This window comes from Dietzia papillomatosis NBRC 105045 (genome assembly GCF_001570845.1).
Lineage (GTDB): Bacteria > Actinomycetota > Actinomycetes > Mycobacteriales > Mycobacteriaceae > Dietzia > Dietzia cinnamea.
In genome coordinates this window covers 1-25066 of record NZ_BCSL01000025.1, presented here as the reverse complement: position 1 = coordinate 25066, position 25066 = coordinate 1, and the positions used below count along the sequence as shown (strand labels likewise).

Here is a 25066-nt window from a genome sequence, read left to right as displayed (position 1 = left end):
CGACCCGCATGGGCCGGAGGCTGTCTCGTGGACCCGCGTGGCGGATCCGGTCGAACAGCGAGACTGATCGTAGCACCGGGCCCGGGCGGACACCGCATCGGGTGTCCTCCGGCCGGGCGACCGGCGTGCCCACGGGCTCCGATTCCCGGCTCGACGTGCCGACATCTAGGATGGGCAGACGTGACTCCCGCCGACCTCGCCGCCGTCATCCGCGCCGCCCTCATCGCCGTTCTCACCGAGCGCGGCGCCGACACGTCGGTCGTTCCGGAGACGGTGACCGTCGAGCGGCCCCGCAACCCCGAACACGGCGACTACGCGACCAATGTCGCGCTGCAGCTGGCCAAGAAGATCGGGTCCGCACCGCGGGACCTCGCACAGGCGCTCGCGGACGCGTTGGCGCAGGATCCGGGCATCGCATCGGCGGAGATCGCCGGTCCCGGTTTCCTCAACATCCGGCTCGACTCCGGTGCGCAGGGCTCGCTCGTCGCCACCGTGCTCGAGAAGGGGGAGCGGTACGGCTACGGCGACGCGATGGCCGGCCGACGGGTCAATCTCGAGTTCGTCTCCGCGAACCCCACCGGCCCCATCCACCTGGGCGGCACCCGGTGGGCGGCCGTCGGTGACGCGCTCGGCCGCGTCCTGGAGGCCTCCGGAGCCGAGGTCACCCGCGAGTACTACTTCAACGACCACGGTGCCCAGATCGACCGGTTCAGCCGCTCGCTGGCCGCTGCTGCGCGTGGGGAGGAGACCCCGGAGGACGGGTACGCCGGGGCCTACATCCAGGACATCGCCGCGCAGGTGATGACCGCGCATCCGGGTGTCCTCGACATGCCGGAGGACGAGGCGCTGGAGACCTTCCGCGCGGCCGGGGTCGACCTGATGTTCTCCCACATCAAGAACTCGCTCGCCGAGTTCGGCACCGTCTTTGACGTCTATACCCATGAGAACTCCATGTTCACCTCGGGCGCCGTTGACCGGGCGATCGAGACGCTCAAGGGCAACGGCAACCTGTACGAGTCCGAGGGCGCGTGGTGGCTGCGTTCCACCGCGTTCGGGGACGACAAGGACCGTGTCGTCCTCAAGTCCGACGGCGACGCCGCCTACATCGCCGGCGACATCGCCTACTTCCTCGACAAGCGCGAGCGTGGATTCGACCTGTGCATCTACATGCTGGGCGCCGACCATCACGGGTACATCGCACGACTCAAGGCGGCCGCCGCGGCGTTGGGCGACGACCCGGCGACGATCGAGGTGCTCATCGGCCAGATGGTCAACCTCGTGCGCGACGGCGAACCGGTGAAGATGAGCAAGCGGGCGGGCACGGTCATCACGCTCGACGACCTCGTGGACGCGATCGGTGTCGACGCCGCGCGCTACGCGCTGATCCGCTCCTCGGTCGACCAGACCATGGACATCGACCTGAAGCTGTGGACGTCGGCGACCAACGACAATCCCGTCTTCTACGTTCAGTACGCGCACGCCCGTCTGTGTTCGCTCGCGCGTAACGCGGCCGACCTCGGGGTCACCACGGAGGGCGCGGACCTGGCACTGCTGGTCGAGGACCGCGAGGGCGCCCTCATCCGCACCATCGGCGAGTTCCCCCGGGTCGTCGCCAGCGCCGCGGACCTGCGCGAGCCGCACCGCGTCGCGAGGTACCTCGAGGAACTGGCCGGCGCTTACCACCGCTTCTACGACACCTGCCGGGTCCTGCCGATGGGCGACGAGGAGCCCGGGCCCCTGCACGAGGCCCGGCTCGCGCTGAGCTCGGCGACCCGGCAGACGCTGGCCAACGGCCTCCGCCTCATCGGCGTCACCGCCCCGGAGAGAATGTGAGCGCGCATCCCGCGGGCACCCGACACGAGGTCCCGCACGCCCCCGGTATCGCCGAGCGGCCCGCCGACGCCGACGACCTCATGGCGCTGGCCCCGTCGGTCTGGCCGCGGGGCGCACGTCGACGCGACGACGGCGTCGTCGAGATCGCCGGCGTGCCGGTGACCGACCTGGCCGCCGAGTTCGGCACGCCGCTGTTCGTGATCGACGAGGACGACTTCCGGTCGCGCTGCCGCGAGATGGCCGACGCGTTCGGGGGAGCGGATCGCGTGCACTACGCGTCCAAGGCGTTCCTCACCACCGAGACGGCCCGATGGGTCGCCGAGGAGGGACTCAGTCTCGACGTCGCATCGGGGGGCGAGCTGGCCATCGCCCTGCGGGCGGGCTTCCCGCCGGAGCGGATCACCGTGCACGGCAACAACAAGTCGGCCGACGAGCTGCGGTACGCCGTGCGCAGCGGCGTCGCCCACGTGGTGATCGACGCGATGTCGGAGATCGAGCTGCTGGACAGGATCGCCCGCGAGGAGGGTGTGGTCCAGGACGTGTTCATCCGCGTCACCGTCGGCGTCGAGGCCCACACCCACGAGTTCATCGCCACCGCGCACGAGGACCAGAAGTTCGGTTTCTCTCTCGCCGGCGGCGCGGCGATGGAGGCGGTCCGCGCCGTCTTCGCCGCGTCGCACATCCGGCTCACCGGCCTGCACAGCCACATCGGTTCGCAGATCTTCGACATCGACGGCTTCGAGCTCGCGGCCCGCCGGGTCATCGGACTCCTGCGCGACATCGTCGACGAGTTCGGCACGGAACGCACCGCTCAGCTCGATCACCTCGACCTCGGCGGAGGACTGGGGATCAGCTACGTCCCCTCGGACGATCCGCCTCCTGTGGCCAGGCTCGCCGCCTCCCTCCGCGAGATCGTCGAGGGCTTCGCGCGTGACGCGCGGCTGACCCCTCCGACCCTGGTCGTCGAGCCCGGCCGCGCCATCGCCGGTCCCGGGACGGTCACCGTGTACGAGGTCGGTGTGGTCAAGGACGTCGACCTCGCCGGGGGCGAGCAGAGGCGGTACATCAGCGTCGACGGCGGCATGAGCGACAACATCCGCACGGCCCTCTACGACGCCGTCTACGACGCCCGGCTCGTGGGGCGCGCCTCGAGCGCCGAGCCGGTCGTGTCCCGGCTCGTCGGCAAGCACTGTGAGAGTGGTGACGTGGTGGTCCGCGACCTGTGGATGCCGGAGGACGCCGGCTCCGGCGACCTGGTGGCCGTCGCGGCCACCGGCGCGTACTGCTACTCCATGTCGAGCCGTTACAACCTGATCGGGCGTCCCGCGGTGGTCGCGGTGCGCGACGGGCGGGCACGACTGATGCTGCGCCGTGAGACCCTGGACGATCTGACGAGCCTGGAGGTGGGACAGTGAGCGACGTAACCGCGTCGGGTGTGCGACCCGTGGGAGTGGCGGTGCTCGGGATGGGCACCGTCGGAACCGAGGTCATCCGCTACATGACCGAGAACTCCGAGGCGTTGGCTGCCCGCATCGGGGCACCCCTGGCCCTGCGCGGCGTCGCCGTCCGCGACCTGACCAAAGACCGCGGGCTGGACCCAGATCTGCTCACCGCGGACCCGGCGTCGCTCGTCTCGCGCGAGGACGTCGACATCGTCGTCGAGCTCATGGGCGGCATCGACCTCCCACGTCCGCTCCTGCTCGAGGCGCTGCGCCACGGTAAGGCCGTGGTGACCGCGAACAAGGCGCTGCTCGCCGAGTACACCGACGAGCTGGCCGAGGCCGCGGACTCGACGCACACCGACCTGTACTTCGAGGCGGCCGTCGCCGGCGCGATCCCCGTCATCGGACCCCTGCGTCGGTCGATGGCCGGCGATCAGGTCGAGCGCGTGGTGGGCATCGTCAACGGCACCACCAACTACATCCTGTCGGAGATGGGCTCGACCGGCGCGGACTACTCGGAGACGCTCGCCGAGGCCTCCCGGCTGGGCTACGCCGAAGCCGACCCGACCGCGGACGTCGAGGGCTACGACGCGGCGGCCAAGGCCGCCATCCTCGCCTCGATCGCCTTCCACAGCCGCGTGACCGCCGGGGACGTCTACCGCGAGGGCATCTCGCGCATCTCGCCCGACGATTTCGAGTCCGCGCGTGACATGGACTGCACCATCAAGTTGCTGGCGATCTGCGAGAAGCTGCGTCAGAGCGACGGCTCGGAGGCCGTCTCGGCGCGCGTGTACCCGGCCCTGCTACCGAACAGCCACCCGCTGGCGGCGGTCAACGGCGCGTTCAACGCGGTCGTGGTGGAGGCCCAGGCGGCCGGTCGCCTCATGTTCTACGGTCAGGGCGCGGGCGGCGCGCCCACGGCGTCCGCCGTACTCGGTGACATGGTCGCGGCCGCACGCAACAAGGCCGGCGCGGGCCGTGCGCCCGGGGAGTCGACGTACGCCGCCCTGCCGGTGGCGAACATGGACGAGATCTCGACCCGGTACCACGTGCGCATGCGCGTCGCGGACAAGCCGGGTGTGCTCGCGCAGGTGGCCACCGAGTTCTCCACGCACGGGGTCTCGATCGCCCAGGTCCGGCAGACCGAGGTCGAGGTGCCCGACGCCGAGGCCGAGGACGTCGAGCCGACCGCCGAGATCACCGTCCTGACGCACCTGGCCACCGAGCGCGCTCTGGCGGACACCGTCGCCGCGCTGTCGGACCAGGACGCGGTCACCGCCATCACCAGCGTCATCCGTCTCGAGGGAGTGGACACCGAATGAGCAACACCCACCAGCCCGTGCACCGCCGGTGGCCCGGCCTCATCGAGGCCTACCGCGATCGCCTGCCGATCGGTTCCGACTGGGAGCCGGTGACGCTGTACGAGGGTGGCACCCCGCTCATCCACGCCACCCATCTGTCCGCGGTGACCGGGTGCGAGGTGTACCTCAAGGTCGAGGGCCTCAACCCGACCGGTTCGTTCAAGGATCGCGGCATGACCATGGCGGTCACGGACGCGAAGGCACGGGGCCAGAAGGCGGTGCTGTGCGCGTCGACGGGTAACACGTCGGCGTCCGCGGCGGCGTACGCGACCCGGGCAGGCATGGGCTGCGCGGTGCTCATCCCGCAGGGCAAGATCGCCGCCGGCAAGCTCGCCCAGGCGGTCATGCACGGCGCGACCATCATCCAGGTGGACGGCAACTTCGACGACTGCCTGGAGTTGGCGCGCAAGACCACCGCCACCTACGCGGAGATCGGGCTCGTCAACTCCGTGAACCCGGTGCGTATCGAGGGGCAGAAGACCGCGGCGTTCGAGATCGTCGACGTCCTCGGCCGGGCGCCCGACCTGCACTTCCTGCCCGTCGGCAACGCGGGCAACATCACCGCGTACTGGAAGGGCTACACCGAGTACAACGCCGACGGCGTCATCTCGTCCCGGCCGCGGATGATGGGTGTGCAGGCCGCGGGTGCGGCACCGCTCGTCGACGGCGCGCCGGTCAAGGATCCGGAGACCATCGCCACCGCCATCCGGATCGGCGCCCCGGCGTCGTGGGACGGGGCCGTGGCGGCGCGGGATGAGTCCGGCGGGACGTTCCGCAAGCGCACGGATGAGCAGATCCTCGAGGCGTACCGCACGGTCGCCGGCAAGGACGGCGTCTACGTCGAGCCCGCCTCGGCCGCGTCGGTGGCGGGCCTGCTCGACGCGCACGCGAACGGCGAGCTCGAGGCCGGGCAGACCATCGTGTGCACGGTGACCGGTAACGGTCTCAAGGACCCGGACACGGCGCTGCTGGGCATGCCCGAGGTCGAGCCCGTGCCGGTGGACCCCTCCGCGGTGGCCGGCGCTCTCGGTCTGCAGTGAGCGCCGTGGACGGTTCCGGCCCGGAGGTCTTCGGCAGTTCAGGCGGGCGCATCCTGCCCGTCGGCCGGACGGTGACGATCGAGGTCCCCGCCTCGAGCGCGAACCTCGGGCCAGGGTTCGACGCGCTCGGTGTCGCGCTCGGCCTGTACGACACCATTACGGTGACCGTCATCGCCTCGGGTCTCGAGCTCGAGGTCTCGGGGGAGGGCGCCGGCCAGGTGCCGGAGGACGCCTCGCACCTGGTGGCCAAGGCCGTCGAGGCGGGTCTCCGGGCGGGCGGTGTCGGAGCGCCGGGCGTCCGGATCTCGTGCTCCAACTCCATCCCGCACTCGCGCGGTCTCGGATCGTCGGCCTCGGCCGCGGTCGGGGGACTGGTGGCGGCGAACGGACTGATGGACGGTGCGCTGTCCACCGACCATCTCGTGCAGCTGGCGAGTGAGTTCGAGGGTCACCCGGACAACGCCGCCGCGAGTGTCCTGGGCGGCGTCGTGGTCTCGTGGACCGAGCGGTCGTCCGACGGCGTCCACTACCGGGCCGTGCGCATGGAGGTCGACCCGTCGATCGTGGCGACCGTGCTGGTGCCGTCGGAGACGTCCTCGACCGCCCAGACCCGGGGCCTGCTGCCGGCGACCGTCCCACACGAGGACGCGGCGTTCAACGCGAGCCGCGCTGCGCTCATGTCGGTCGCCCTGGCCTCCCACCCCGAGCACCTGCTGGCCGCGACGGAGGACCGGCTGCACCAGTCGTACCGCGCGCCGGCCCTGGTCGGCACCACCGAGTGGGTCACCCGGCTCCGCGAGCGCGGGCTGGCCGCGACGGTTTCCGGTGCGGGCCCGACCGTGTTGGTGCTCGGCACCGGCGCGCTCCCCTCGGATCTGCGGGAACTGGCCGAGCGGCAGGGGTGGACGGTCCGGGACCTGGAGATCGCGGACGGCGCCCGCGTCGTGGCGGCCGGCTGACCGGCGTCAGCGCGGCGCGATCGTCGTGACCTGGTATTCGCCCGCGGCGTGGCGGGCGCGGATCCGGATCTTGTCGAACTTCCCGACGGTGGTCTGGGGGATGTTGTCGACGAACGCCCAGTGATCGGGGCGTTTCCACGGCTCGACGAGCCCGTCGAGCCCGTCCCACAGCGAGCGGGCGGTCGCGGTGGCGCCGGCCTTGAGACGCACCAGCACGAGGGGCCGGTTTCCCCAGCGCTCGTCGGGCACGCCGACGACGGCGACCTCCGCGACCCGGTCGTCGCGCAGCACCGCGTGCTCGAGTTCGACGGTGGAGATCAGCTCGCCGCCGGAGGCGATGATGTCGTCGACCCGGTCGACCACGTCGAGGTAGCCCCTCGACGAGATGGTGCCCACGTCGCCGGTGCGGAGCCATCCGTCGACGAACCGGTCGGACGCCTCGTCCCCGAGGTATCCGGCGGTGACCCACGGTCCGCGGATCTGGAGTTCGCCGGCGGACCACCCGTCGTTCGGCTGGACTCGGTCGCCGTCTACGAGGCGCGCCTCGACGCCGGCGGGGAACCTGCCCTGGCCGAGCATCTGTGCGCGTCGGTAGGTGGCCGACGAGTGCGGGTCCGGGCGCGCGAACGCGGCGATCGGGCTGGATTCGGTGAGGCCGTAGGCCTGCATGATCGTGACGCCGTGGCGCTTGACGAACGCGTCGAACAGCGCCTCGGGCACGGGGGAGCCGCCGACGAGGACCTCGCTGAGGTGGCCGACCTGCTGGGGGTTCGTCTCGAGGCGCTGGAGGAGTCGTTGGAGGGTGGCGGGTGTGGTCGCCATCTTGTTGGGTCGGTAGGTGGCGAGAAGTCCGGCGACGTCTGCGCCGGTGCTCATGACCTTCCCCGGGCGCGGCCTGGCGGTGATGATGCCCGCGCCGGACATGAACGCCGCGTAGGGGAGTCCCCACGCCATGACGTGGTACATGGGGATGGTGGTCAGGACGGTGTCGCCGCTGCGTAGCGCCGCGCTCTCGGCCATGCACATCTGCATGGAGTGGAGCCAGATGGACCGGTGGGTGTAGGCGACGCCCTTGGAGGCGCCTGTGGTGCCCGAGGTGTAGGCGATGGCCGCCGCGGAGCGTTCGTCGAGTTCGGGCCACGGGTAGGTGGTGGGTTGCCCGTCGAGGAGGGCCTCGAGGGCGTGGACCTCGGCGCGCATGTCGCCGGGGGCGGAGGGGACGGCGGCGTCGACGACGACGAGGTGGCGCAGTGTCTCGACCTGTGCGGCCACGGCGTACGCCGAGGGGAGCAGTTCGGGATCGACCACGACGACCTCGACCCGGTTGTCCCTCAGGACGGAGAGGATGAAGTCCTCCGAACGGTGGATGTTCACGGGGAATGCGACGGCGCCCATGGCGGGCAGCGCGAACATGAGCTCGACGACCTCCGTGCGGGCGCCGGAGAGAATGCCCACCACGTCGCCGGGGCGCACGTCGAGGCCGGCGAGCGCGTGTGCGGTGGCGGCGGCCCGCGAGGCTACGACGTCGAAGCGGACGGGCCGTGGCTCCAGATCTCCGACGAATCCGGTGACGGTGGAACCGCCGTGTCGTTCGGCGGCGTGCTCGAGTATGCGGGAGACGAGCAACGGCGTGTCCGCCATGGTTCCGAACACGGTCACCTCCACCTCGTGCGCCCTTCGGTGTGGTGTACGTTACCGGCCCGGGAGACCGCCCCCTCGCGCCGGTCGCGACCCGCGTGAGGGGGATGTGCACGAGATCGGCATCCGGGTAGTATGCTGTACCTCAGTCACGGGCGCTCGGTCGTCCCCGCGTCCCGAGTCATCCCACTTCCATTCCCGCCGCTACAGGTCGGTACGACGTGGGTCGGTCTCGGTCGGAGCGGCCGATCGGCGAGTGACGTACAGGGATCCCCCGCATCGGGCGGTTCTCCCCTCGCGTGGATCCCCCTCAGACGAAAGATCCGTGCCCGGCCATTGTGCCGGTGCGGAAGGCCCACGTGGCCACCCCGGGACGCCGAGTCCGCTTCCCGGACACCTGCTCGATGCGAGGCGGAACACACCGCCCCGGCCCCGGGCCCAGAAAGGATCCTTGTGACCTCGACGGACACCACTTCCACCCCTCCCCAGGGTGCCGCGCTGTCGGCGATGCGACTGCCCGAGCTCAAGGCACTGGCGCAGCAGATGGGCCTCAAGGGCCTGTCGGGTAAGCGCAAGGGCGACCTCGTCGCGATGATCGAAGGCGCGCGAGGCGGCCGCCCCGCTCAGTCCGACGCACCGCGCCGTGCCGAGACCCCGCGCGAGGCAGAGACCCCGCGCCAGGCAGAGGCCCCGCGCGAGGCAGAGGCCACGAGCCGGGCCGACGCGCCGGAGCAGGCGGACGTGCCCCGCCGCGAGGAGCCGCAGGCGCCGTCCGAGTCCCCCTCGGCAGATGGAGCGGCACCGTCGACCGGCACGGGTCGCCGGGGACGCGGCAACCGCGCGGACACCGCGGGGGAGAAGGCGCGCAACGGCGGCGACGGCGGCGACTCCGCACCGGCGGGCGACGAGGGCGGCTCCCAGGGCGACGGACGGGCCCAGGGCGAGCGGTCGCGCCGCGAGGACGGCAACCGCGCTGGTCAGAGGCAGGGACGCGGGCAGCAGAACCGCGACCAGGACACCCGTGACCAGCAGGGCGGCCGCAACGACCGCGGCAACCAGGGCGGCCGGAACAGCCAGGGTGGCCGCAACGACCAGGACGGCCAGGGCAACCGGAACGGCCAGGGCAACCGGAACGACCAGGGCGGCCGGAACAACCAGGACGGCCAGGGCAACCGGAACGACCAGGGTGGCCGCAACAACCAGGACGGCCAGGGCAACCGGTCCGACCAGGGCAGCCAGGACGGCGGCGACAACGGCCCCCGTGGCGACGGCCAGAACCGCGACGACGACGGCGGGGGCCGCGGTCGCCGTGGTCGCCGCCGCCGCGAGCGCAATCGTGGCGGCAACCGCCCGGCCGAGGGTGAGACCGAGGTGCGGGAGGACGACGTCCTCCAGCCGGTCGCCGGCATCCTCGACGTCCTCGACAACTACGCGTTCGTCCGCACCTCCGGCTACCTCGCCGGCAACAACGACGTCTACGTGTCGATGAACATGATCCGTCGCTACGGGCTGCGTCGCGGTGACGCGATCACCGGCGCGGTCAAGATGCCCCGGGACGGGCAGTCCGACGGTCAGCACGACGGTCCGGGCGGTGGCCAGGGTGGCGGCCGCGGTGGCGGACAGGGCGGGAAGAACCGGGCGAAGTTCAATCCGCTCGCCCGCATCGACACGGTCAACGGCAGCCCGGCGGACCAGGCCCGCCAGCGTCCGGAGTTCTCCAAGCTCACTCCGCTGTACCCCAACCAGCGGCTGCGGCTCGAGACGGAGAAGAACATCATCTCCACCCGCGTGATCGACCTGATCATGCCGATCGGCAAGGGGCAGCGCGCCCTCATCGTGTCGCCGCCGAAGGCCGGTAAGACCACGATCCTGCAGAACATCGCCAACGCGATCGCCACGAACAACCCTGAATGCCACCTCATGGTCGTCCTCGTAGACGAGCGACCGGAGGAGGTCACCGACATGCAGAGGTCGGTCAAGGGCGAGGTCATCGCCTCGACCTTCGACCGTCCGCCGTCCGACCACACGCAGGTCGCCGAGCTCGCGATCGAGCGTGCGAAGCGGCTGGTGGAGCTGGGCCAGGACGTCGTCGTCCTCCTCGACTCGATCACGCGTCTCGGTCGCGCCTACAACAACTCGTCCCCGGCCTCGGGGCGCATCCTGTCCGGTGGTGTCGACTCGACCGCCCTATACCCGCCCAAGCGGTTCCTCGGCGCGGCACGCAACATCGAGAACGGCGGGTCCCTGACGATCATCGCGACCGCGATGGTCGAGACCGGCTCGGCCGGTGACACCGTGATCTTCGAGGAGTTCAAGGGCACCGGCAACGCCGAGCTCAAGCTGGACCGTCGGATCGCCGAGCGCCGGGTCTTCCCCGCCGTCGACGTCGGCCCCTCGGGCACCCGCAAGGAGGAGCTGCTCATGAGCCCCGAGGAGGCGGGCATCATGCACAAGCTCCGCCGGGTGCTCTCGGGTCTGGACACCCACCAGGCCATCGACCTGCTCATGTCGCAGCTGCGCAAGACCAACACCAACTACGAGTTCCTGTTGCAGGTGGCCAAGACGACGCCCACGCTGCCGCAGGACGAGGAGTGACCCAGGGCGCGGGACGGTCGCCGTCCTCGATCGACGACGTCCTGTCCGAGTACGGGGGCCTCGAGGCGCAGCTGTCCGACCCGACGTTGCACGAGGACGCGGCCGCCGCGCGCCGGGTCGGCAAGAGGTTCGCCGAGTTGACCCCGATCGTGCAGTGTCACCGCGCGCTGGTCTCAACCCGCGACGACGCCGCCGCGGCCCGCGAGCTCGCGGGGGACGACTCGTCGTTCGCCGAGGAAGCCGACCGTCTCGACGCCGAGGCCGCCGAGCTCGAGGCACGACTGGCGGATCTCCTGGCGCCCCGCGACCCGCACGACGCCGACGACGTGGTCATGGAGATCAAGTCCGGCGAGGGCGGTGAGGAGTCCGCGCTGTTCGCAGCCGACCTGGCCCGCATGTACACGCGGTACGCCGAGAAGCACGGGTGGATCGTCGAGGTCCTCGGCGTCACCGAGTCCGACCTCGGCGGCTACAAGGACGCGTCGTTCTCCATCCGCTCCCGCCAGCCGTCGCGCGACGGGGTCTGGTCGCGGCTGAAGTTCGAGGGTGGCGTGCACCGCGTTCAGCGGGTGCCCGTCACCGAGTCGCAGGGACGTGTCCACACCTCGGCCGCCGGGGTGCTGGTCTTCCCGGAGCCGGAGGACGTCGGCCCCGTGGAGATCGACGAGTCGGATCTGCGGATCGACGTCTACCGCTCGTCCGGCAAGGGCGGGCAGGGCGTCAACACCACGGACTCCGCAGTGCGCATCACCCACCTGCCCACCGGCACGGTCGTCACGTGTCAGAACGAGCGCAGTCAGTTGCAGAACAAGCAACGCGCCCTCCAGGTGCTCGCCGCGCGGCTCCAGGCCGCGGCGGAGGAGGCCGCCGGAGCGGAGGCAGCGGAGGGCCGGGCCAGCCAGGTCCGCACCGTCGACCGCTCGGAGCGCATCCGCACCTACAACTACCCGGAGAACCGCATCGCCGACCACCGGGTCGGGTTCAAGGCCCACAATCTCGACGCCGTGCTTGACGGCGACCTCGACGCGGTGCTCGACGCCCTCGCCGCCGAGGAGCGCCGTCGCCGCATGGAACAGGCCTAGCCCGTGGAAGGCTGCTGACGTCGTGGATCCCCGCCCCGCCCCGGCCGCCGAGGTGGTGCGCTCGGCCACCCGGACGCTACAGGCGGCCGGTGTCGACTCGGCACACGTCGAGGCGCAGCTCATCTGCGCCCACGTCCTCGGCATCGACCGCGGCCGACTCATGATCGCCGATGACCTCGACGCCACGGCGGTGGCCGAGGTCGAGCGCATCGTGGCCGCCCGCGCGCGGAATCGGACGCCCCTGCAGTACCTGCTGGGCCGTGCGGCCTCGGGTCGGCTCGACCTGGCCGTGGGGCCCGGCGTGTTCATCCCGCGCCCGGAGACCGAACTGCTCGTCGAGTGGACCCTCGCCGCGCTGCCCGCGCCCGCTCCCGCGCCCGGACCCGGACCGGTGGTGGTAGACCTCTGCGCCGGCAGCGGCACGATCGCGTTGGAGATCGCCCACGCCCGGCCGGATGCAAGCGTGCACGCCGTCGAACTGCACGACGCGGCCCTCGAGTGGCTCCGCCGCAACGCGGACGAGCGGGCGGCGGCGGGGGACACCCCCGTCGAGGTCCACCACGCCGACGCCACCGATCCCGAGACCCTCGCGCACCTGCGGGGCCGGGTCGCGGCCGTCGTGTCCAACCCGCCGTACATCCCCGTGACCGACGACCTACCCGCCGAGGTCCTCGCGCACGAGCCGGCCACCGCGCTGTTCGGGGGAGGGGACGGCCTCGTCGTCGTCGTCCCCCTCGTCGACCTCGCGGCCGCGCTCCTCGCGCCCGACGGCCTCCTCGCCGTCGAGCACGACGACACGACCGGCGACGCGGTCGCCGCGGTGGTCTCCGCGGAGGGGGGTTTCGGTACCGTGGAGCAGCACACCGACCTCGCCGGTCGGCCGCGGTTCGTCACCGCGAGGCGACTCGACGCGCGCCGCGGCACCGTCGGCGACCACGGTGACACCCACGACGACGACGAGGTCGTCACGAGCGCCCGGAAGGGGACCACCAGGTGACCATCACCTACGACTGCACCGAGGACACCGGCCGCGAGGTCGGCCTCAGCTCCGCGGCCGGCGCCCTGCGCGCGGGCAGGCTGGTCGTCACCCCCACCGACACGCTCTACGGCATCGCCGCCGACGCCTTCGACCCCGACGCCGTCAACCTGCTGCTGTCGGCCAAGCACCGCGGCCCCGACATGCCCGTCCCCGTCCTGGTCGGATCGTGGGAGACCATCGACGGCCTCGTCGTGAGCACGCCCGCCCCCGCCCGCGACCTCATCCGCGCCTTCTGGCCCGGCGGGCTGAGCCTCATCGTCCACCAGGCGCCGTCGCTGAACTGGAACCTCGGGCACACCCGCGGCACCGTCATGCTGCGCATGCCGCTGCATCCGGTGGCCATCGAGCTCCTCCGGGAGGTCGGCCCGCTCGCGGTGTCCAGCGCCAACGTCTCCGGACAGCCGCCGGCGACGACCGTCGCCCAGGCGCGCGAGCAGCTCGGCGACTCCGTCGCCGTGTACCTCGACGGCGGTCCCTGCGCGATCGGGGCCCCGTCGACGATCGTCGACATCACCGGGGCCGCGCCGCGCATCGTGCGAGAGGGCGCAGTGACCGCGGAGCGCGTCGGAGAGGTCCTCGGCATCGACCCCGCGGCCCTGCGCGGCTGAGCCGTGGGCATCGGGATCCCGTTCCGGGAGCTCCTGCTCATCGGTGTCACCGCCGGCCTCGTCACCTTCGTCGTGACCGGGCTGGTCAGGGGAGTGGCGCCCGCGATCGGCGGGTTGGCGTACCCCCGTGAGCGCGACGTGCACGTCGTGCCCACCCCCCGGCTGGGCGGGGTCGGCATCTTCACGGGGATGCTCGTCGCCGTCTACCTCGCCGCCCAGCTCCCCGCCCTCAACAGGGCGTTCCCGCCCTTCGCGCCCGACGTCGAGGCCACCATCATCGCCGGAGGCGTGATCGTGCTGGTGGGGATCGTCGACGACATCCTCGGCCTCGGTGCCGTCACCAAACTCGCCGGTCAGGCCGCGGCCGCCGGTGTCCTGGTCGCCATGGGCGTGTCGTGGACCCTCGTGTACCTGCCGTTCGGCGACGGCAACATCCTCGTCCTGGATCAGCTGCAGGCCGGGCTGCTCACCGTCGTCTTCACGCTGGCGATCGTCAACGCGATGAACTTCGTCGACGGGCTCGACGGGCTCGCCGCCGGACTCGGCGCGATCGCCGCGCTCGCCATCTGCGTGTTCTCCGTGGGGATCATGCTCGACCAGGGCGGAACGGTAGGCGCCTATCCGCCGGCGCTCGTCACCGCCGTGCTCGCGGGCGCGCTCCTCGGCTTCCTGCCCCACAACTTCCAGCCCGCGCGCATCTTCATGGGCGACTCCGGGTCGATGCTCATCGGGTTGGTGCTCGCCGCGGCCTCCACCAGCGCGTCCGGGAAGATCTCGCAGAGCCTGTACGGGCCGCAGGAGATGATCGTGCTGCTCTCGCCGGTGATCGTCGTGGCCGCGGCGATGTTCGTGCCCGTCCTGGACCTCGTCATGGCGGTCGTCCGCCGCGTCGGGGCGGGGCGCAGCCCGTTCGCGCCCGACAAAATGCACCTCCACCACCGCCTCCTCGCGTTGGGGCACTCCCACCGCCGTGTCGCCCTCGTGATCTACGCGTGGGTCTCGCTCATCGCCTTCGGCGCCGTGGGCGCGACGATGCTGCCCACCGAGGTGATCGTGCCGCTCGTCGCCGCCGGTCTGCTCTCCGTGCTGGCCGCGACCCTGGTGCCGCGCCTCCGCAGCTCCCGGGCGCAACACCACGCGGGAGGCGGGACCGCATCCGGCTAGGCTGCACGGCATGACTGATGCGCCCGCACCCGACGACCGTCCCGCCGAGAGCCCGCACACCGCCGCGTTGCGCAAGGCGGTCCGGTTCGGCGTCCTGGCCCTGGCTGTACTCGCCGTCATCAGCGCGATCGTCTGGGCGCTCGTCGACGGTCTGCCCGGGTTGTGGGGCGCCCTGATGGGCGCCGGGATCGGCGGGGCGTTCGTCCTCGCCACCGCGATCGTCGTCATCGCCACCGCGCGCTCCGCGCCGCAGACCACCGCAGCGGTCGTGCTGGGCACGTGGCTCCTCAAGCTCCTGGTGGCGATGGGCGTGGTCGCCGCCCTCGCGCAGTTCGATTTCTACTCGCACACGGCCTTCGGCGTGACGATCATCGTCGCACTGGTCGTGGTGCTCGCGGGGGAGACGTGGGCCGTGCTCAAGGCCCGGACGCCGTACGTCGAACCCACCGTCCCCTGAGGGGTGCCCCTGCCGTCACGGACCGAGACCGGGGTGTTACTCTTTACGACGGTGAGACGAGCACGTCACCGGGCTGCCACGTGGCCTGACGACGTTCGCGCGCTGACCCGATCCGGCCGCGAACTCCGGGCCGCTCATACCGAACGCGCTGGGGCGCCCGTCGCCCGACACGACCAGGGGAGAACACACTGAGTACCACGCTTCTGGCCTTCAAAGGCGAGTTCCACCCCCCGAACATCGACAAGGAGTTCTTCCCTGCCGAGCAGTGGTTGACGGACTTCGCCGGCGGTGCCTTCACCCTCGACCGCCTCATGCTGGTCCGACTCCTCATGGCGGTCGTTCTCCTCGCGTTCCTGGTGATCGCGATGCGCAACCCGAAGCTGGTGCCGCGGGGCGTCCAGAACGTCGCGGAGATCTGCCTCGACTTCGTCCGGGTGCACATCTCGGAGGAGATCCTCGGCAAGGAGCAGGGTCGCCGCTTCCTCCCGATCATCGCGACGATCTTCTTCGCGGTGGTGGCGATGAACCTGCCGGCCATCATCCCGGGGCTGAACATCTCCCCGAACGCCCGGATCGGGTTCCCGCTGGTGCTCGCCCTGCTGGGCTACGTCACCTTCATCTACGCGGGATCCAAGCGCTACGGCTTCGGACGCTTCATCAAGGCGAGCGTCGTGATCCCCAACCTGCCGCCGGCCCTGCACCTGCTGGTGGTCCCGATCGAGCTCGTCTCGACGTTCATCCTGCGCCCCGCCACGCTGACCATCCGACTCATGGCGAACATGCTCGCGGGGCACCTGATCCTGGTGCTGCTGTTCAGCGCGTCGAACTTCTTCTTCTGGCAGCTCAACGGCTGGACGGTCCTGTCCGCCGGCATCTCCCTGCTGTCCGTCGCGTTCACGCTCTTCGAGCTGCTGGTGATCTTCCTGCAGGCCTACATCTTCGCGCTGCTGGTCGCCGTCTACATCGACAGTGCGCTCCACGCGGAGAACCACTAGTACCCGGGCCCCCAGGCCTGACACGACCACCCGTCAATCAGACAACCCACGTCCGACCGGGGCGGAACCACCCGCCCCGGCCATCTGAAAGGGAAACCCCATGGACATCGTCACTCTCGCCCAGGCCGCCGAGCAGAACGTCACCGGCTACGGCGCGATCGGCTACGGCCTCGCCGCCATCGGCCCCGGCATCGGCATCGGCATCCTCGTCGGCAAGACCGTCGAGGGCATGGCCCGTCAGCCCGAGATGGCCGGCACCCTCCGTACCACGATGTTCCTCGGCATCGCCTTCACCGAGGCGCTCGCCCTGATCGGTATCGTCGCCGGCTTCCTGTTCTGATCGACGACACACCGACCTCTTAGGGACGCACCATGAACAACGTCATCGCCATCTTGGCGGCCGAGGGGGAAGCACTCCCCCTGGAGGAGAGCCCCAACCCGCTCATTCCTCCGCTGTATGACATCGTCTGGTCGCTCATCCCGCTCGCCGTCATCCTCTGGCTGTTCTGGAAGTTCATCCTTCCGAAGTTCCAGCAGGTTCTCGATGAGCGAGAGGAGCGGATCGAGGGCGGTCTGCGTCGTGCCGAGCAGACCCAGGCCGAGGCGAAGGAGGAGCTGGCCAAGTACAAGGCACAGCTCGCCGAGGCGCGCAGCGAAGCGGCCAAGATCCGCGACGACGCGCGAGCCCAGGGCCAGCAGATCCTCGCGGACATGAAGGCCGAGGCGCAGGCCGAGAGCGACAGGATCGTCGCCGCCGGCAACCAGCAGCTCGCGGCCCAGCGTCAGCAGATCGTCGCGGAACTGCGTTCCGATCTCGGGCGTCAGTCCGTCGATCTGGCCGAGCGGCTCATGGGTGAGCAGCTGTCGGACTCCGTCCGTCGCTCCGGCACCATCGACCGCTTTCTGGCAGACCTCGACCGGGTCCCCGGCGCGGGCAAGAACTAAGGGAAGTGGAGTCCATGCACGCAGCGAGTCGCGACGCGCTCGACCAGACCCGTGAGGCACTGAAGTCCGCCCTGGCCGCCGACCCGGCCGGCGGGGCGACCGGTGCGAAGGTGGGCCAGGAGCTCTTCCAGGTCGTCGACGTCCTGGAGGACAACCGGTCACTCCGGGTCGCCGTGGCCGACACGTCCGCCCCGGTGGAGGCCCGCCAGGACCTCGTGCGCGGGGTCTTCGGGTGGAAGGTCGACCAGACCACGCTCGACCTCCTGCTCGCTGCGGTGTCCCGGGACTGGTCCAACCCGCGTGAACTGCGGGCGGGCCTGATCCTGCTGGGCCGCGAGGCGCTCCTGCGCTCCGCGGAGCAGCAGGGCCAGCTCCAGACGGTCGAGGACGAGCTGTTCCGGCTCGGCCGCATCGTCGCCGGCGACGCGGAGTTCGAGCAGGCCCTCGCCGACAAGACCGCGCCGGCGGACGCCAAGCGGGCCCTGCTCGCCCAGGTGCTCTACGGCAAGGTCACCGCGGTCACCGAGGCGCTGGCCTCCCAGGCCGTCGCCCGGCCGGCCGGGATGCCCGCGGACGACTTCATGGAGATCTCCCGGCAGGCCGCGGAACTGCGCGGCCGCGCCGTGGCCGTGGTGACGAGCGCGGAGCCCCTGACCGAGCAGCAGACCGACGACCTCCGTGGCCGGCTCGCGTCGATCTACGGCCGCGAGCTGGCCATCCACAACGACGTCGATCCCGCCCTGCTGGGCGGGGCGGTGGTCCGCGTGGGTGACGAGATCATCGACGGCAGCGTGGCGGGTCGCCTGGACGCGTTGCGGCGCACCCTGCGCTGACCGGTTCGACCGGTCGAACGACGAGCTGCGGTCTCCAGTGGTCGAGGCTCGGCACACACCTATAAAGCACATCCCGACTTTGAGAGCAGGAATGACATGGCGGAGTTGACGATCTCCTCCGATGAGATCCGCAGCGCGATTGCGAACTACACCTCGACTGTTTCGACCGACGCGACCAAGGAAGAGGTCGGCGTCGTCGTCGACACCAGTGACGGCATCGCGCACATCAGCGGTCTCCCCTCGGCGATGGCCAACGAGCTGCTGGAGTTCCCGGGCGGCATCCTCGGCGTCGCGCTGAACCTGGAGGACCGCGAGATCGGCGCGGTCATCCTCGGCAACTTCGAGGAGATCGCCCAGGGCCAGGAGGTCCGTCGCACCGGTGACGTCCTCTCCGTGCCCGTCGGCGACGGCTTCCTCGGCCGCGTCGTCAACCCGCTCGGCCAGCCGATCGACGGCCTCGGCGACATCGAGTCGGAGGACACCCGCGCCCTCGAGCTGCAGGCCCCCTCCGTCCTCGAGCGCCAGCCGGTCGAGGAGCCCATGCAGACCGGCATCAAGGCGATCGACGCCATGACGCCGATCGGCCGCGGCCAGCGTCAGCTCATCATCGGTGACCGCAAGACGGGCAAGACCGCCGTCTGCATCGACGCCATCCTCAACCAGAAGGCCAACTGGGAGTCGGGCGACAAGACCAAGCAGCTGCGGTGCATCTACGTCGCGGTCGGCCAGAAGGGCTCCACCATCGCGGGCGTCAAGGCGACCCTCGAGGAGCACGGCGCGATGGAGTACACGACCATCGTCGCGGCCCCGGCCTCCGACTCCGCCGGCTTCAAGTGGCTCGCCCCGTTCACCGGCTCGGCCATCGGCCAGCACTGGATGTACCAGGGCAACCACGTCCTCGTGGTGTTCGACGACCTGTCGAAGCAGGCCGACGCCTACCGTGCGATCTCGCTGCTGCTGCGTCGCCCGCCGGGCCGCGAGGCCTACCCGGGTGACGTCTTCTACCTCCACTCCCGCCTGCTGGAGCGGTGCGCCAAGCTCTCGGACGAGATGGGCGGCGGCTCGCTGACCGGCCTGCCGATCATCGAGACCAAGGCCAACGACGTCTCGGCGTTCATCCCGACCAACGTCATCTCGATCACCGACGGCCAGGTCTTCCTCGAGTCCGACCTGTTCAACCGTGGTGTGCGGCCGGCCGTCAACGTCGGTATCTCCGTCTCCCGAGTCGGCGGCGCCGCCCAGACCAAGGGCATGAAGAAGGTCTCCGGCTCGCTGCGTCTCGACCTGGCCGCATACCGCGATCTCGAGTCGTTCGCGACGTTCGCCTCCGACCTCGACGCCGCCTCCAAGGCCCAGCTCGAGCGCGGCCAGCGTCTGGTGGAGATCCTCAAGCAGGACCAGAGCTCGCCGGTGGCCGTCGAGGACCAGATCGTGTCGATCTACCTCGCGGGCGAGGGCTTCTACGACAGCGTCCCCGTCGAGGACGTGCGTCGCTTCGAGAACGAGCTCCTCGAGCACCTGCACCACGCCGCCTCCGACGTCTACGAGCAGATCGCCGGCGGCGCCGCGCTGTCCGACGACTCGATGTCCACCCTCAAGGCCAAGACCGACGAGTTCAAGGAGGGCTTCGTGGCCTCCGACGGCTCGCGGGTCGTCAACGAGCCCGAGGCCGAGGCGCTGTCCGAGGACGAGATCGACCGCGAGACGCTGACGGTCACCAAGAAGAAGAAGGCCTGAGGCCTCGCGATGACAGCCATCCGATACTCGGGCGAGAGGAGCGTGATCTGAGACCATGGCCAACCTGCGCGAACTCCGCGACCGGATCAAGTCGGTCAACTCGACGAAGAAGATCACCAAGGCCCAGGAGCTGATCGCCACCTCGCAGATCTCCAAGTCCCAGGCACGGGTCGCCGCGGCGAAGCCGTTTGCGGACCAGATCACGGCGATCCTGACCGACCTCGCGAGTGCGTCGTCGATCCAGCACCGCATGCTCAACGAGCCCGAGGATCCCAAGCGGTCCGCGGTCCTCGTGGTGACCTCCGACCGTGGCATGGCCGGCGGCTACAACCACAATGTCCTCAAGGAGGCCGCCGAGCTCATCGCGTACCTCGAGGGCGAGGGTCGCGAGGTGGACATCTACGTCCTCGGCAACAAGGGCATCGTCTACTACACCTTCCGGGAGATCCCCCTCGCCGGTTCGTGGTCCGGGCACTCCGAGAAGCCCGACTACCAGGAGGCCCGGCCGGCCTTCCAGCTCCTGTCGAAGGCGTTCGCTGTCGGCGGCGAGGACTCGTTCGACGCCGCGGAGTTCCTCGGTGAGGATCACCAGGGCGACACGACCCGTAAGGGCGTGGACGAGGTCCACATCGTCTACACCCGGTTCGTCTCCATGCTGACCCAGACGCCCAAGGCGCGGCGGTTGGCGCCGATCGAGACCCAGGTCGAGATCGAGGAGCTGGACCTGGGCGAGGACTACATGGACTCCCCAGAGGCCGAGTTCAAGCCCGAGGTCACCTTCGAGCCGGACGCCGACACCCTGCTCGACAACCTCCTCCCGAGGTACATGTCGACCCGGGCCTTCGCCGCACTGCTCGAGTCGGCGGCGTCGGAGTCGGCGGCCCGTCGTACGGCCATGAAGTCGGCGACGGACAACGCGACCGACATCGTCGAGGGCCTCAGCCGTGAGGCGAACCAGGCCCGTCAGGCACAGATCACCCAGGAAATCAGCGAGATCGTCGGCGGAGCCGGTGCGCTCGCCGCGAGCGCAGGAAGTGACTAGACAATGACCACAGCTGTAACCGATCAGAGCACGACGGGCACGGCCGGTCTCACCGGCCGGGTCTCCCGCGTCCTGGGCGCGGTCGTCGACGTGGAGTTCCCGCGCGGCGCCCTCCCGGCCCTCTACAACGCCCTCACGGCCGAGATCACCCTCCCGGCCGTCGCCAAGACGGTGACCTTCGAGGTCGCCCAGCACCTCGGTGACAACATGGTGCGCTGCATCTCGATGCAGTCGACCGACGGTCTCGTCCGCGGTGCCGAGGTCGTCGACTCCGGCAAGCCGATCTCGGTGCCGGTCGGCGATGTCGTCAAGGGCCACGTCTTCAACGCGCTCGGCGACTGCCTCGACGCCCCCGGCACGGGCCGGGACGGCGAGCAGTGGGGCATCCACCGCGAGCCGCCGGCCTTCGACCAGCTCGAGGGCAAGACCGAGATCCTCGAGACCGGCGTGAAGGTCATCGACCTGCTGACCCCGTACGTGAAGGGCGGCAAGATCGGCCTGTTCGGTGGCGCCGGTGTCGGCAAGACCGTTCTCATCCAGGAGATGATCACCCGTATCGCGCGTGAGTTCTCCGGTACGTCGGTGTTCGCCGGCGTCGGCGAGCGCACCCGTGAGGGCACCGACCTCTTCCTCGAGATGGAGGAGATGGGCGTTCTCCAGGACACCGCCCTGGTGTTCGGTCAGATGGACGAGCCGCCGGGGACGCGTATGCGCGTCGCCCTCTCGGCCCTGACGATGGCCGAGTACTTCCGCGACGTGCAGGGCCAGGACGTCCTGCTGTTCATCGACAACATCTTCCGTTTCACCCAGGCCGGTTCCGAGGTCTCGACGCTGCTGGGCCGTATGCCGTCCGCCGTCGGTTACCAGCCGACCCTGGCGGACGAGATGGGTCAGCTGCAGGAGCGGATCACCTCGACCCGCGGGCGCTCGATCACCTCGCTGCAGGCGATCTACGTCCCCGCGGACGACTACACCGACCCCGCGCCGGCGACCACGTTCGCCCACCTCGACGCCACCACGGAGCTCTCCCGCTCCATCGCGTCGAAGGGTATCTACCCGGCCGTGGACCCGCTCACCTCGACCTCCCGCATCCTCGAGCCCGGCATCGTGGGCGAGGAGCACTACCGCGTCGCGCAGGAAGTCATCCGGATCCTCCAGAAGTACAAGGAGCTCCAGGACATCATCGCGATCCTCGGTATGGACGAGCTGTCCGAGGAGGACAAGGTCACCGTCCAGCGGGCCCGTCGTCTCGAGCGCTTCCTGGGCCAGAACTTCCTCGTCGCCGAGAAGTTCACCGGCCAGGTCGGCTCGGTCGTGCCGCTGTCCGAGACCATCGAGGCCTTCGACAAGCTGTGCAAGGGCGAGCTCGACCACCTGCCCGAGCAGGCGTTCAACGGCATCGGCGGTCTGGACGACGTCGAGAAGGCCGCCAAGAAGCTCTCGGGGAAGTGACCGTAGACAATGGCTGACATCGAAGTCGAGTTCGTCACGGTCGAGCGCCGCTTCTGGTCCGGTACCGCCACGATGGTGGTCGCCAAGACCACCGAGGGCGAGATCGGCATCCAGGCCGGGCACGAGCCGCTGCTCGGCGAACTGGACGCCGGTGGCACCGTGACCGTCTACACCGACGAGGGCAAGAAGGTCGCCGCGGTCCAGGGTGGCTTCCTCTCGGTCACCGCCCACAAGGTCAGTATCCTCGGTGAGGCGGCGGAGTGGTCCGACGCGATCGACCGTTCCGCTGCCGAGAAGGCGCTGTCCGAGGCCGGCGACGACGCCGCCGCCGCCGCAAAGGCCCGGGGTCGCCTCCGCGCCATCGAGAAGGCCGGCGCCTAAGTCGACCTCCGGCCCGACCGGCACCCCCGGCCGCGGCCACCGGAAGGAGTTGAGCAGATTGACGGCTCCCATCGAGATCGTTCTCGGTGTCGTCGTCCTGCTCGTCCTGATCCCGGTGGTCGCGGCCGCGGTCTATCGTCTGGTGGTCGTCCGACGGAACTCCACGTCGGTCCTCGTGCGCAGGACGGGGGAGGAGTCGTGGCGATACGGAGCGGTCCGGTACTCCGATACCGACGTCGCCTTCTACCGCCTGGGCAGCGTCCGGTTCGGAGCCGATGTACGGCTCGACCGTCGGAGTCTCGCACTGGGGGCGCGACGACAACCGACCGGTCCCGAGCTCGACGTGGCCGAGGAGGGCGAGGTGATCGTGCCCTTCTCCGGGACCGATCCCGGGGGCTCCGTCGTCGAGGGTGAGCTGTGCCTCGCGCCCGCCGAACTGACCGGATTGCTCGCATGGGTCGAGGCCTGTTCGACCGAGCAGATCCGGCCCCGGCGTCCCCACCGCTGACGCCCCGGGACCGCGCTCTCGGTCCGCTGCCCGCTCCCAGCGGTTCACTGCCCGTATCCAGGAGGAATCCTTGCGTCTCGTCGTCGCCACCTGTCAGGTCGACTACGTGGGCCGTCTCACCGCGCACCTTCCCATGGCGCCGCGCCTGCTGCTCGTCAAGGCGGACGGCTCGGTCAGCGTCCACGCCGACGACCGGGCGTACAAGCCGCTCAACTGGATGACGCCGCCCTGCTCGCTTTCCGAGCAGGAGCACCCGGAGAACCCTGATCACGTCCTCTGGATAGTGGAGAACAAGTCAGGGGAGCAGCTGCGGATCACCGTGGCCGAGGTGCACCACGAGTCCCAACACGAACTCGGCGTGGATCCGGGTCTCGTGAAGGACGGCGTCGAGGCCCACCTCCAGGAACTGCTCGCGGAGCACATCGAGACCCTTGGCCCCGGGTACAGCCTCGTGCGCCGCGAGTACATGACCGCCATCGGGCCGGTCGACATCCTCGGCCGTGACGCCGACGGTGTGACAGTGGCGGTGGAGATCAAGCGTCGTGGCGAGATCGACGGCGTGGAACAACTCACGAGATACCTGGAGCTGCTCAACCGCGATCCGCTGCTCGCCCCGGTGACCGGGATCTTCGCCGCACAGGTCATCAAGCCGCAGGCCCGCACCCTCGCCACTGACAGGGGAATCCGCTGCGTCACCCTCGACTACGACACTCTCCGCGGCATCGAGTCCACTGACCTACGGCTCTTCTGAGCTAGGCAGATGCCCAGGAGACACCGGCGCGGCGGCGGCGAACGCCCCGCGCCGCGGCGGGACGGCCTCGGCGGTGGCGCGCTCGAGTCCGGCCCCGCCGGCGATCCCGATCAGTACCACGTCCGGCGGATCCCGGCGGCACGGGCTACGAAGGACTACAGGTGCCCGGGCTGCGACCACCTCGTCACCGTGGGAACACCTCACGTGGTCGCCTGGCCGGACCGGCCGGGCGGCGACGACGAGCGACGGCACTGGCACGCCGGATGCTGGGCTGGCCGCCTCCGTCGTGGCCTCACCCGTCGCTGGAGCTGAACCCCGGTTCCGGCGGCAGCTCGAACACGTCGTCGCCCTCGGTGCCGGGGACGGGTTCGAGCCTCGCGCGGATCGCGGTGAGATCGCCGACCACACGCAGCCGGAGGTCCCGTAGCTCCTCGACGTGCGCGCGTGCCCGCGCCGTGACGGCCCTCGCCTCGTCGCGGGCCCGGTCGACGATCCGTCGCGCCTCCTCGTGCGCCTCACGGCGCGTCGCGTCGGCGGCGGCGACCGCGGCGTCGTGGCGCTCGCGCTCCTCTCGCAGCGACTCGCTGCGGCGCAGATCCGACGCGAGTCGGAAATCCTCGTCGATCTGCTCCCGACGACGGGCGGCCTCCTCGTCGAGCGCCCGCGCCTGCCGCTGGGCGGCGCGGACGATCTCCTCCGCCCGCGTGCGGGCCGCGGCGAGCACGACGGTGTGTTCTGTCCGGACGGCCGCGGCCCGGGCGCGGACGTCCGACAGTTCGGCGGCCGCGGTCTCCCGGAGTCTCCACGTCTCCTCGTCGGCCTCGGTGCGGACGCGATCCGCGGCCGAGAGGGCGGCGTCGCGTATGGCCGCGGCCTCTGCGGTGGCGAGCGAGAGCATGGTGGACAGGCGATCCGACATCTGGTCGCTGGTGACCGGCGCCCGTCCCAGCTCCGCGACGCGGGACTCCAGCTCGCGCACGCGGTCGTGTGCCCGCCCGGCCTCTGCAGCGGCCCGGTCGGCGCGCGCGACGGCGGCGTCGCGGTCAGCGCGCAGGAGTTCCGTCTCGGCCTCGAGGCGGGAGAGGGCGGCCGTCACCTGCTCGCGGTCGAAACCCCTGCGCACCACCGCGAACGGCTCGATGGTCGCCGGGGGTGTGTGCATGCTCGACATACCCCCACCCTAGCCGCGGGCGCGGCCGTCGCG

At 70.6% G+C, this 25066-nt stretch carries 24 protein-coding genes; 22 read left to right on the top strand and 2 right to left on the bottom strand.

Features of this window, described 5'->3' with window-relative positions:
• Nucleotides 1–180: 180 nt before the first annotated feature.
• The 5 genes from argS to thrB are packed head-to-tail and all read left to right on the top strand — an operon-like array spanning nucleotide 181 to nucleotide 6635.
• Entirely contained in the window at nucleotides 181–1833 is a 1653-nt protein-coding gene (gene argS, locus DPA01S_RS10215; RefSeq protein WP_061227658.1) for an arginine--tRNA ligase, read from the top strand.
• Complete coding sequence (lysA, locus tag DPA01S_RS10210; RefSeq protein WP_061916039.1) at nucleotides 1830–3248, top strand: diaminopimelate decarboxylase; 1419 nt, start codon at nucleotides 1830–1832, stop codon at nucleotides 3246–3248. Before argS ends, lysA begins: the two co-directional genes overlap by 4 nt.
• Nucleotides 3245–4597, top strand: a complete 1353-nt coding sequence (locus DPA01S_RS10205) for a homoserine dehydrogenase (protein WP_061916036.1) — start codon at nucleotides 3245–3247, stop codon at nucleotides 4595–4597. Before lysA ends, DPA01S_RS10205 begins: the two co-directional genes overlap by 4 nt.
• Complete coding sequence (thrC, locus tag DPA01S_RS10200; RefSeq protein WP_061227661.1) at nucleotides 4594–5676, top strand: threonine synthase; 1083 nt, start codon at nucleotides 4594–4596, stop codon at nucleotides 5674–5676. The genes DPA01S_RS10205 and thrC overlap by 4 nt, the downstream gene beginning before the upstream one ends.
• Nucleotides 5673–6635, top strand: a complete 963-nt coding sequence (thrB, locus tag DPA01S_RS10195) for a homoserine kinase (protein ID WP_007628485.1) — start codon at nucleotides 5673–5675, stop codon at nucleotides 6633–6635. The genes thrC and thrB overlap by 4 nt, the downstream gene beginning before the upstream one ends.
• Before the next feature lie 6 nt (nucleotides 6636–6641).
• On the opposite strand, the gene DPA01S_RS10190 is transcribed toward thrB, so the two are convergent.
• Nucleotides 6642–8294, bottom strand: a complete 1653-nt coding sequence (locus tag DPA01S_RS10190; protein ID WP_232303098.1) for a long-chain-fatty-acid--CoA ligase — start codon at nucleotides 8292–8294, stop codon at nucleotides 6642–6644.
• A gap of 432 nt (nucleotides 8295–8726) precedes the next feature.
• Here DPA01S_RS10190 and rho point away from each other — a divergent pair, with 432 nt between their 5' ends.
• The 17 genes from rho to DPA01S_RS17315 all read left to right on the top strand — a co-directional run bounded on the left by rho (nucleotide 8727) and on the right by DPA01S_RS17315 (nucleotide 24174).
• The gene (gene rho / locus DPA01S_RS10185) at nucleotides 8727–10868 is read left to right on the top strand and encodes a transcription termination factor Rho (RefSeq protein ID WP_082767588.1); all 2142 of its coding nucleotides are present in this window, start codon (nucleotides 8727–8729) and stop codon (nucleotides 10866–10868) included.
• Nucleotides 10865–11950: a peptide chain release factor 1 gene (prfA, locus tag DPA01S_RS10180; protein WP_061227663.1), complete on the top strand. Its 1086-nt coding sequence runs from the start codon at nucleotides 10865–10867 to the stop codon at nucleotides 11948–11950. Before rho ends, prfA begins: the two co-directional genes overlap by 4 nt.
• A gap of 22 nt (nucleotides 11951–11972) precedes the next feature.
• Nucleotides 11973–12947: a peptide chain release factor N(5)-glutamine methyltransferase gene (gene prmC / locus DPA01S_RS10175; protein ID WP_061916034.1), complete on the top strand. Its 975-nt coding sequence runs from the start codon at nucleotides 11973–11975 to the stop codon at nucleotides 12945–12947.
• Nucleotides 12944–13597: an L-threonylcarbamoyladenylate synthase gene (locus DPA01S_RS10170; RefSeq protein ID WP_007627629.1), complete on the top strand. Its 654-nt coding sequence runs from the start codon at nucleotides 12944–12946 to the stop codon at nucleotides 13595–13597. The genes prmC and DPA01S_RS10170 overlap by 4 nt, the downstream gene beginning before the upstream one ends.
• 3 nt (nucleotides 13598–13600) lie before the next feature.
• Nucleotides 13601–14761 (top strand): glycosyltransferase family 4 protein, encoded by a 1161-nt coding sequence (locus tag DPA01S_RS10165; RefSeq protein ID WP_061916031.1) that lies wholly within the window; start codon nucleotides 13601–13603, stop codon nucleotides 14759–14761.
• Nucleotides 14762–14771: 10 nt separating this feature from the next.
• Nucleotides 14772–15218 (top strand): Cg1360 family ATP-synthase-associated protein, encoded by a 447-nt coding sequence (locus DPA01S_RS10160; protein ID WP_007627626.1) that lies wholly within the window; start codon nucleotides 14772–14774, stop codon nucleotides 15216–15218.
• A 203-nt stretch (nucleotides 15219–15421) separates the two neighbouring features.
• Nucleotides 15422–16213: a F0F1 ATP synthase subunit A gene (gene atpB / locus DPA01S_RS10155; RefSeq protein ID WP_043566452.1), complete on the top strand. Its 792-nt coding sequence runs from the start codon at nucleotides 15422–15424 to the stop codon at nucleotides 16211–16213.
• A 100-nt stretch (nucleotides 16214–16313) separates the two neighbouring features.
• Nucleotides 16314–16553: an ATP synthase F0 subunit C gene (locus DPA01S_RS10150; protein ID WP_007627622.1), complete on the top strand. Its 240-nt coding sequence runs from the start codon at nucleotides 16314–16316 to the stop codon at nucleotides 16551–16553.
• A gap of 32 nt (nucleotides 16554–16585) precedes the next feature.
• A complete protein-coding gene (locus DPA01S_RS10145) occupies nucleotides 16586–17158 on the top strand; it encodes a F0F1 ATP synthase subunit B (protein WP_007627620.1) in 573 nt (190 codons plus the stop codon).
• 14 nt (nucleotides 17159–17172) lie between these two features.
• On the top strand, nucleotides 17173–17991 hold the full coding sequence (locus DPA01S_RS10140) for a F0F1 ATP synthase subunit delta (RefSeq protein WP_007627619.1): 819 nt from the start codon (nucleotides 17173–17175) through the stop codon (nucleotides 17989–17991).
• Between the two features lie 96 nt (nucleotides 17992–18087).
• Entirely contained in the window at nucleotides 18088–19728 is a 1641-nt protein-coding gene (gene atpA / locus DPA01S_RS10135) for a F0F1 ATP synthase subunit alpha (protein WP_007627617.1), read from the top strand.
• A 55-nt stretch (nucleotides 19729–19783) separates the two neighbouring features.
• The gene (locus tag DPA01S_RS10130) at nucleotides 19784–20770 is read left to right on the top strand and encodes a F0F1 ATP synthase subunit gamma (protein ID WP_007627615.1); all 987 of its coding nucleotides are present in this window, start codon (nucleotides 19784–19786) and stop codon (nucleotides 20768–20770) included.
• A gap of 3 nt (nucleotides 20771–20773) precedes the next feature.
• A complete protein-coding gene (atpD, locus tag DPA01S_RS10125) occupies nucleotides 20774–22222 on the top strand; it encodes a F0F1 ATP synthase subunit beta (protein ID WP_007627613.1) in 1449 nt (482 codons plus the stop codon).
• A 9-nt stretch (nucleotides 22223–22231) separates the two neighbouring features.
• Complete coding sequence (locus tag DPA01S_RS10120; RefSeq protein WP_007627612.1) at nucleotides 22232–22603, top strand: F0F1 ATP synthase subunit epsilon; 372 nt, start codon at nucleotides 22232–22234, stop codon at nucleotides 22601–22603.
• 58 nt (nucleotides 22604–22661) lie between these two features.
• Nucleotides 22662–23111 carry a DUF2550 family protein gene (locus DPA01S_RS10115; RefSeq protein ID WP_007627611.1) on the top strand — a complete coding sequence of 150 codons (450 nt, stop codon included), beginning with the start codon at nucleotides 22662–22664 and terminating at the stop codon, nucleotides 23109–23111.
• Between the two features lie 70 nt (nucleotides 23112–23181).
• Entirely contained in the window at nucleotides 23182–23862 is a 681-nt protein-coding gene (gene nucS / locus DPA01S_RS10110; RefSeq protein WP_007627610.1) for an endonuclease NucS, read from the top strand.
• 9 nt (nucleotides 23863–23871) lie between these two features.
• On the top strand, nucleotides 23872–24174 hold the full coding sequence (locus DPA01S_RS17315; RefSeq protein WP_083961741.1) for an Rv1322 family protein: 303 nt from the start codon (nucleotides 23872–23874) through the stop codon (nucleotides 24172–24174).
• On the opposite strand, the gene DPA01S_RS10105 is transcribed toward DPA01S_RS17315, so the two are convergent.
• A complete protein-coding gene (locus DPA01S_RS10105) occupies nucleotides 24155–25033 on the bottom strand; it encodes a coiled-coil domain-containing protein (protein ID WP_232303097.1) in 879 nt (292 codons plus the stop codon). The genes DPA01S_RS17315 and DPA01S_RS10105 overlap by 20 nt on opposite strands.
• Nucleotides 25034–25066: the final 33 nt, after the last annotated feature.

Bases quoted from the DNA above. Each gene is read 5' to 3' on its own strand.
- atpA (WP_007627617.1), top strand. From the start codon at position 18,088: ATGGCGGAGTTGACGATCTCCTCCGATGAGATCCGCAGCGCGATTGCG.
- DPA01S_RS10105 (WP_232303097.1), bottom strand. From the start codon at position 25,033: ATGTCGAGCATGCACACACCCCCGGCGACCATCGAGCCGTTCGCGGTG.
- DPA01S_RS10120 (WP_007627612.1), top strand. From the start codon at position 22,232: ATGGCTGACATCGAAGTCGAGTTCGTCACGGTCGAGCGCCGCTTCTGG.
- DPA01S_RS10140 (WP_007627619.1), top strand. From the start codon at position 17,173: ATGCACGCAGCGAGTCGCGACGCGCTCGACCAGACCCGTGAGGCACTG.
- thrC (WP_061227661.1), top strand. From the start codon at position 4,594: ATGAGCAACACCCACCAGCCCGTGCACCGCCGGTGGCCCGGCCTCATC.
- DPA01S_RS17315 (WP_083961741.1), top strand. From the start codon at position 23,872: ATGCCCAGGAGACACCGGCGCGGCGGCGGCGAACGCCCCGCGCCGCGG.
- DPA01S_RS10145 (WP_007627620.1), top strand. From the start codon at position 16,586: ATGAACAACGTCATCGCCATCTTGGCGGCCGAGGGGGAAGCACTCCCC.
- DPA01S_RS10150 (WP_007627622.1), top strand. From the start codon at position 16,314: ATGGACATCGTCACTCTCGCCCAGGCCGCCGAGCAGAACGTCACCGGC.
- atpD (WP_007627613.1), top strand. From the start codon at position 20,774: ATGACCACAGCTGTAACCGATCAGAGCACGACGGGCACGGCCGGTCTC.
- DPA01S_RS10160 (WP_007627626.1), top strand. From the start codon at position 14,772: ATGACTGATGCGCCCGCACCCGACGACCGTCCCGCCGAGAGCCCGCAC.
- DPA01S_RS10130 (WP_007627615.1), top strand. From the start codon at position 19,784: ATGGCCAACCTGCGCGAACTCCGCGACCGGATCAAGTCGGTCAACTCG.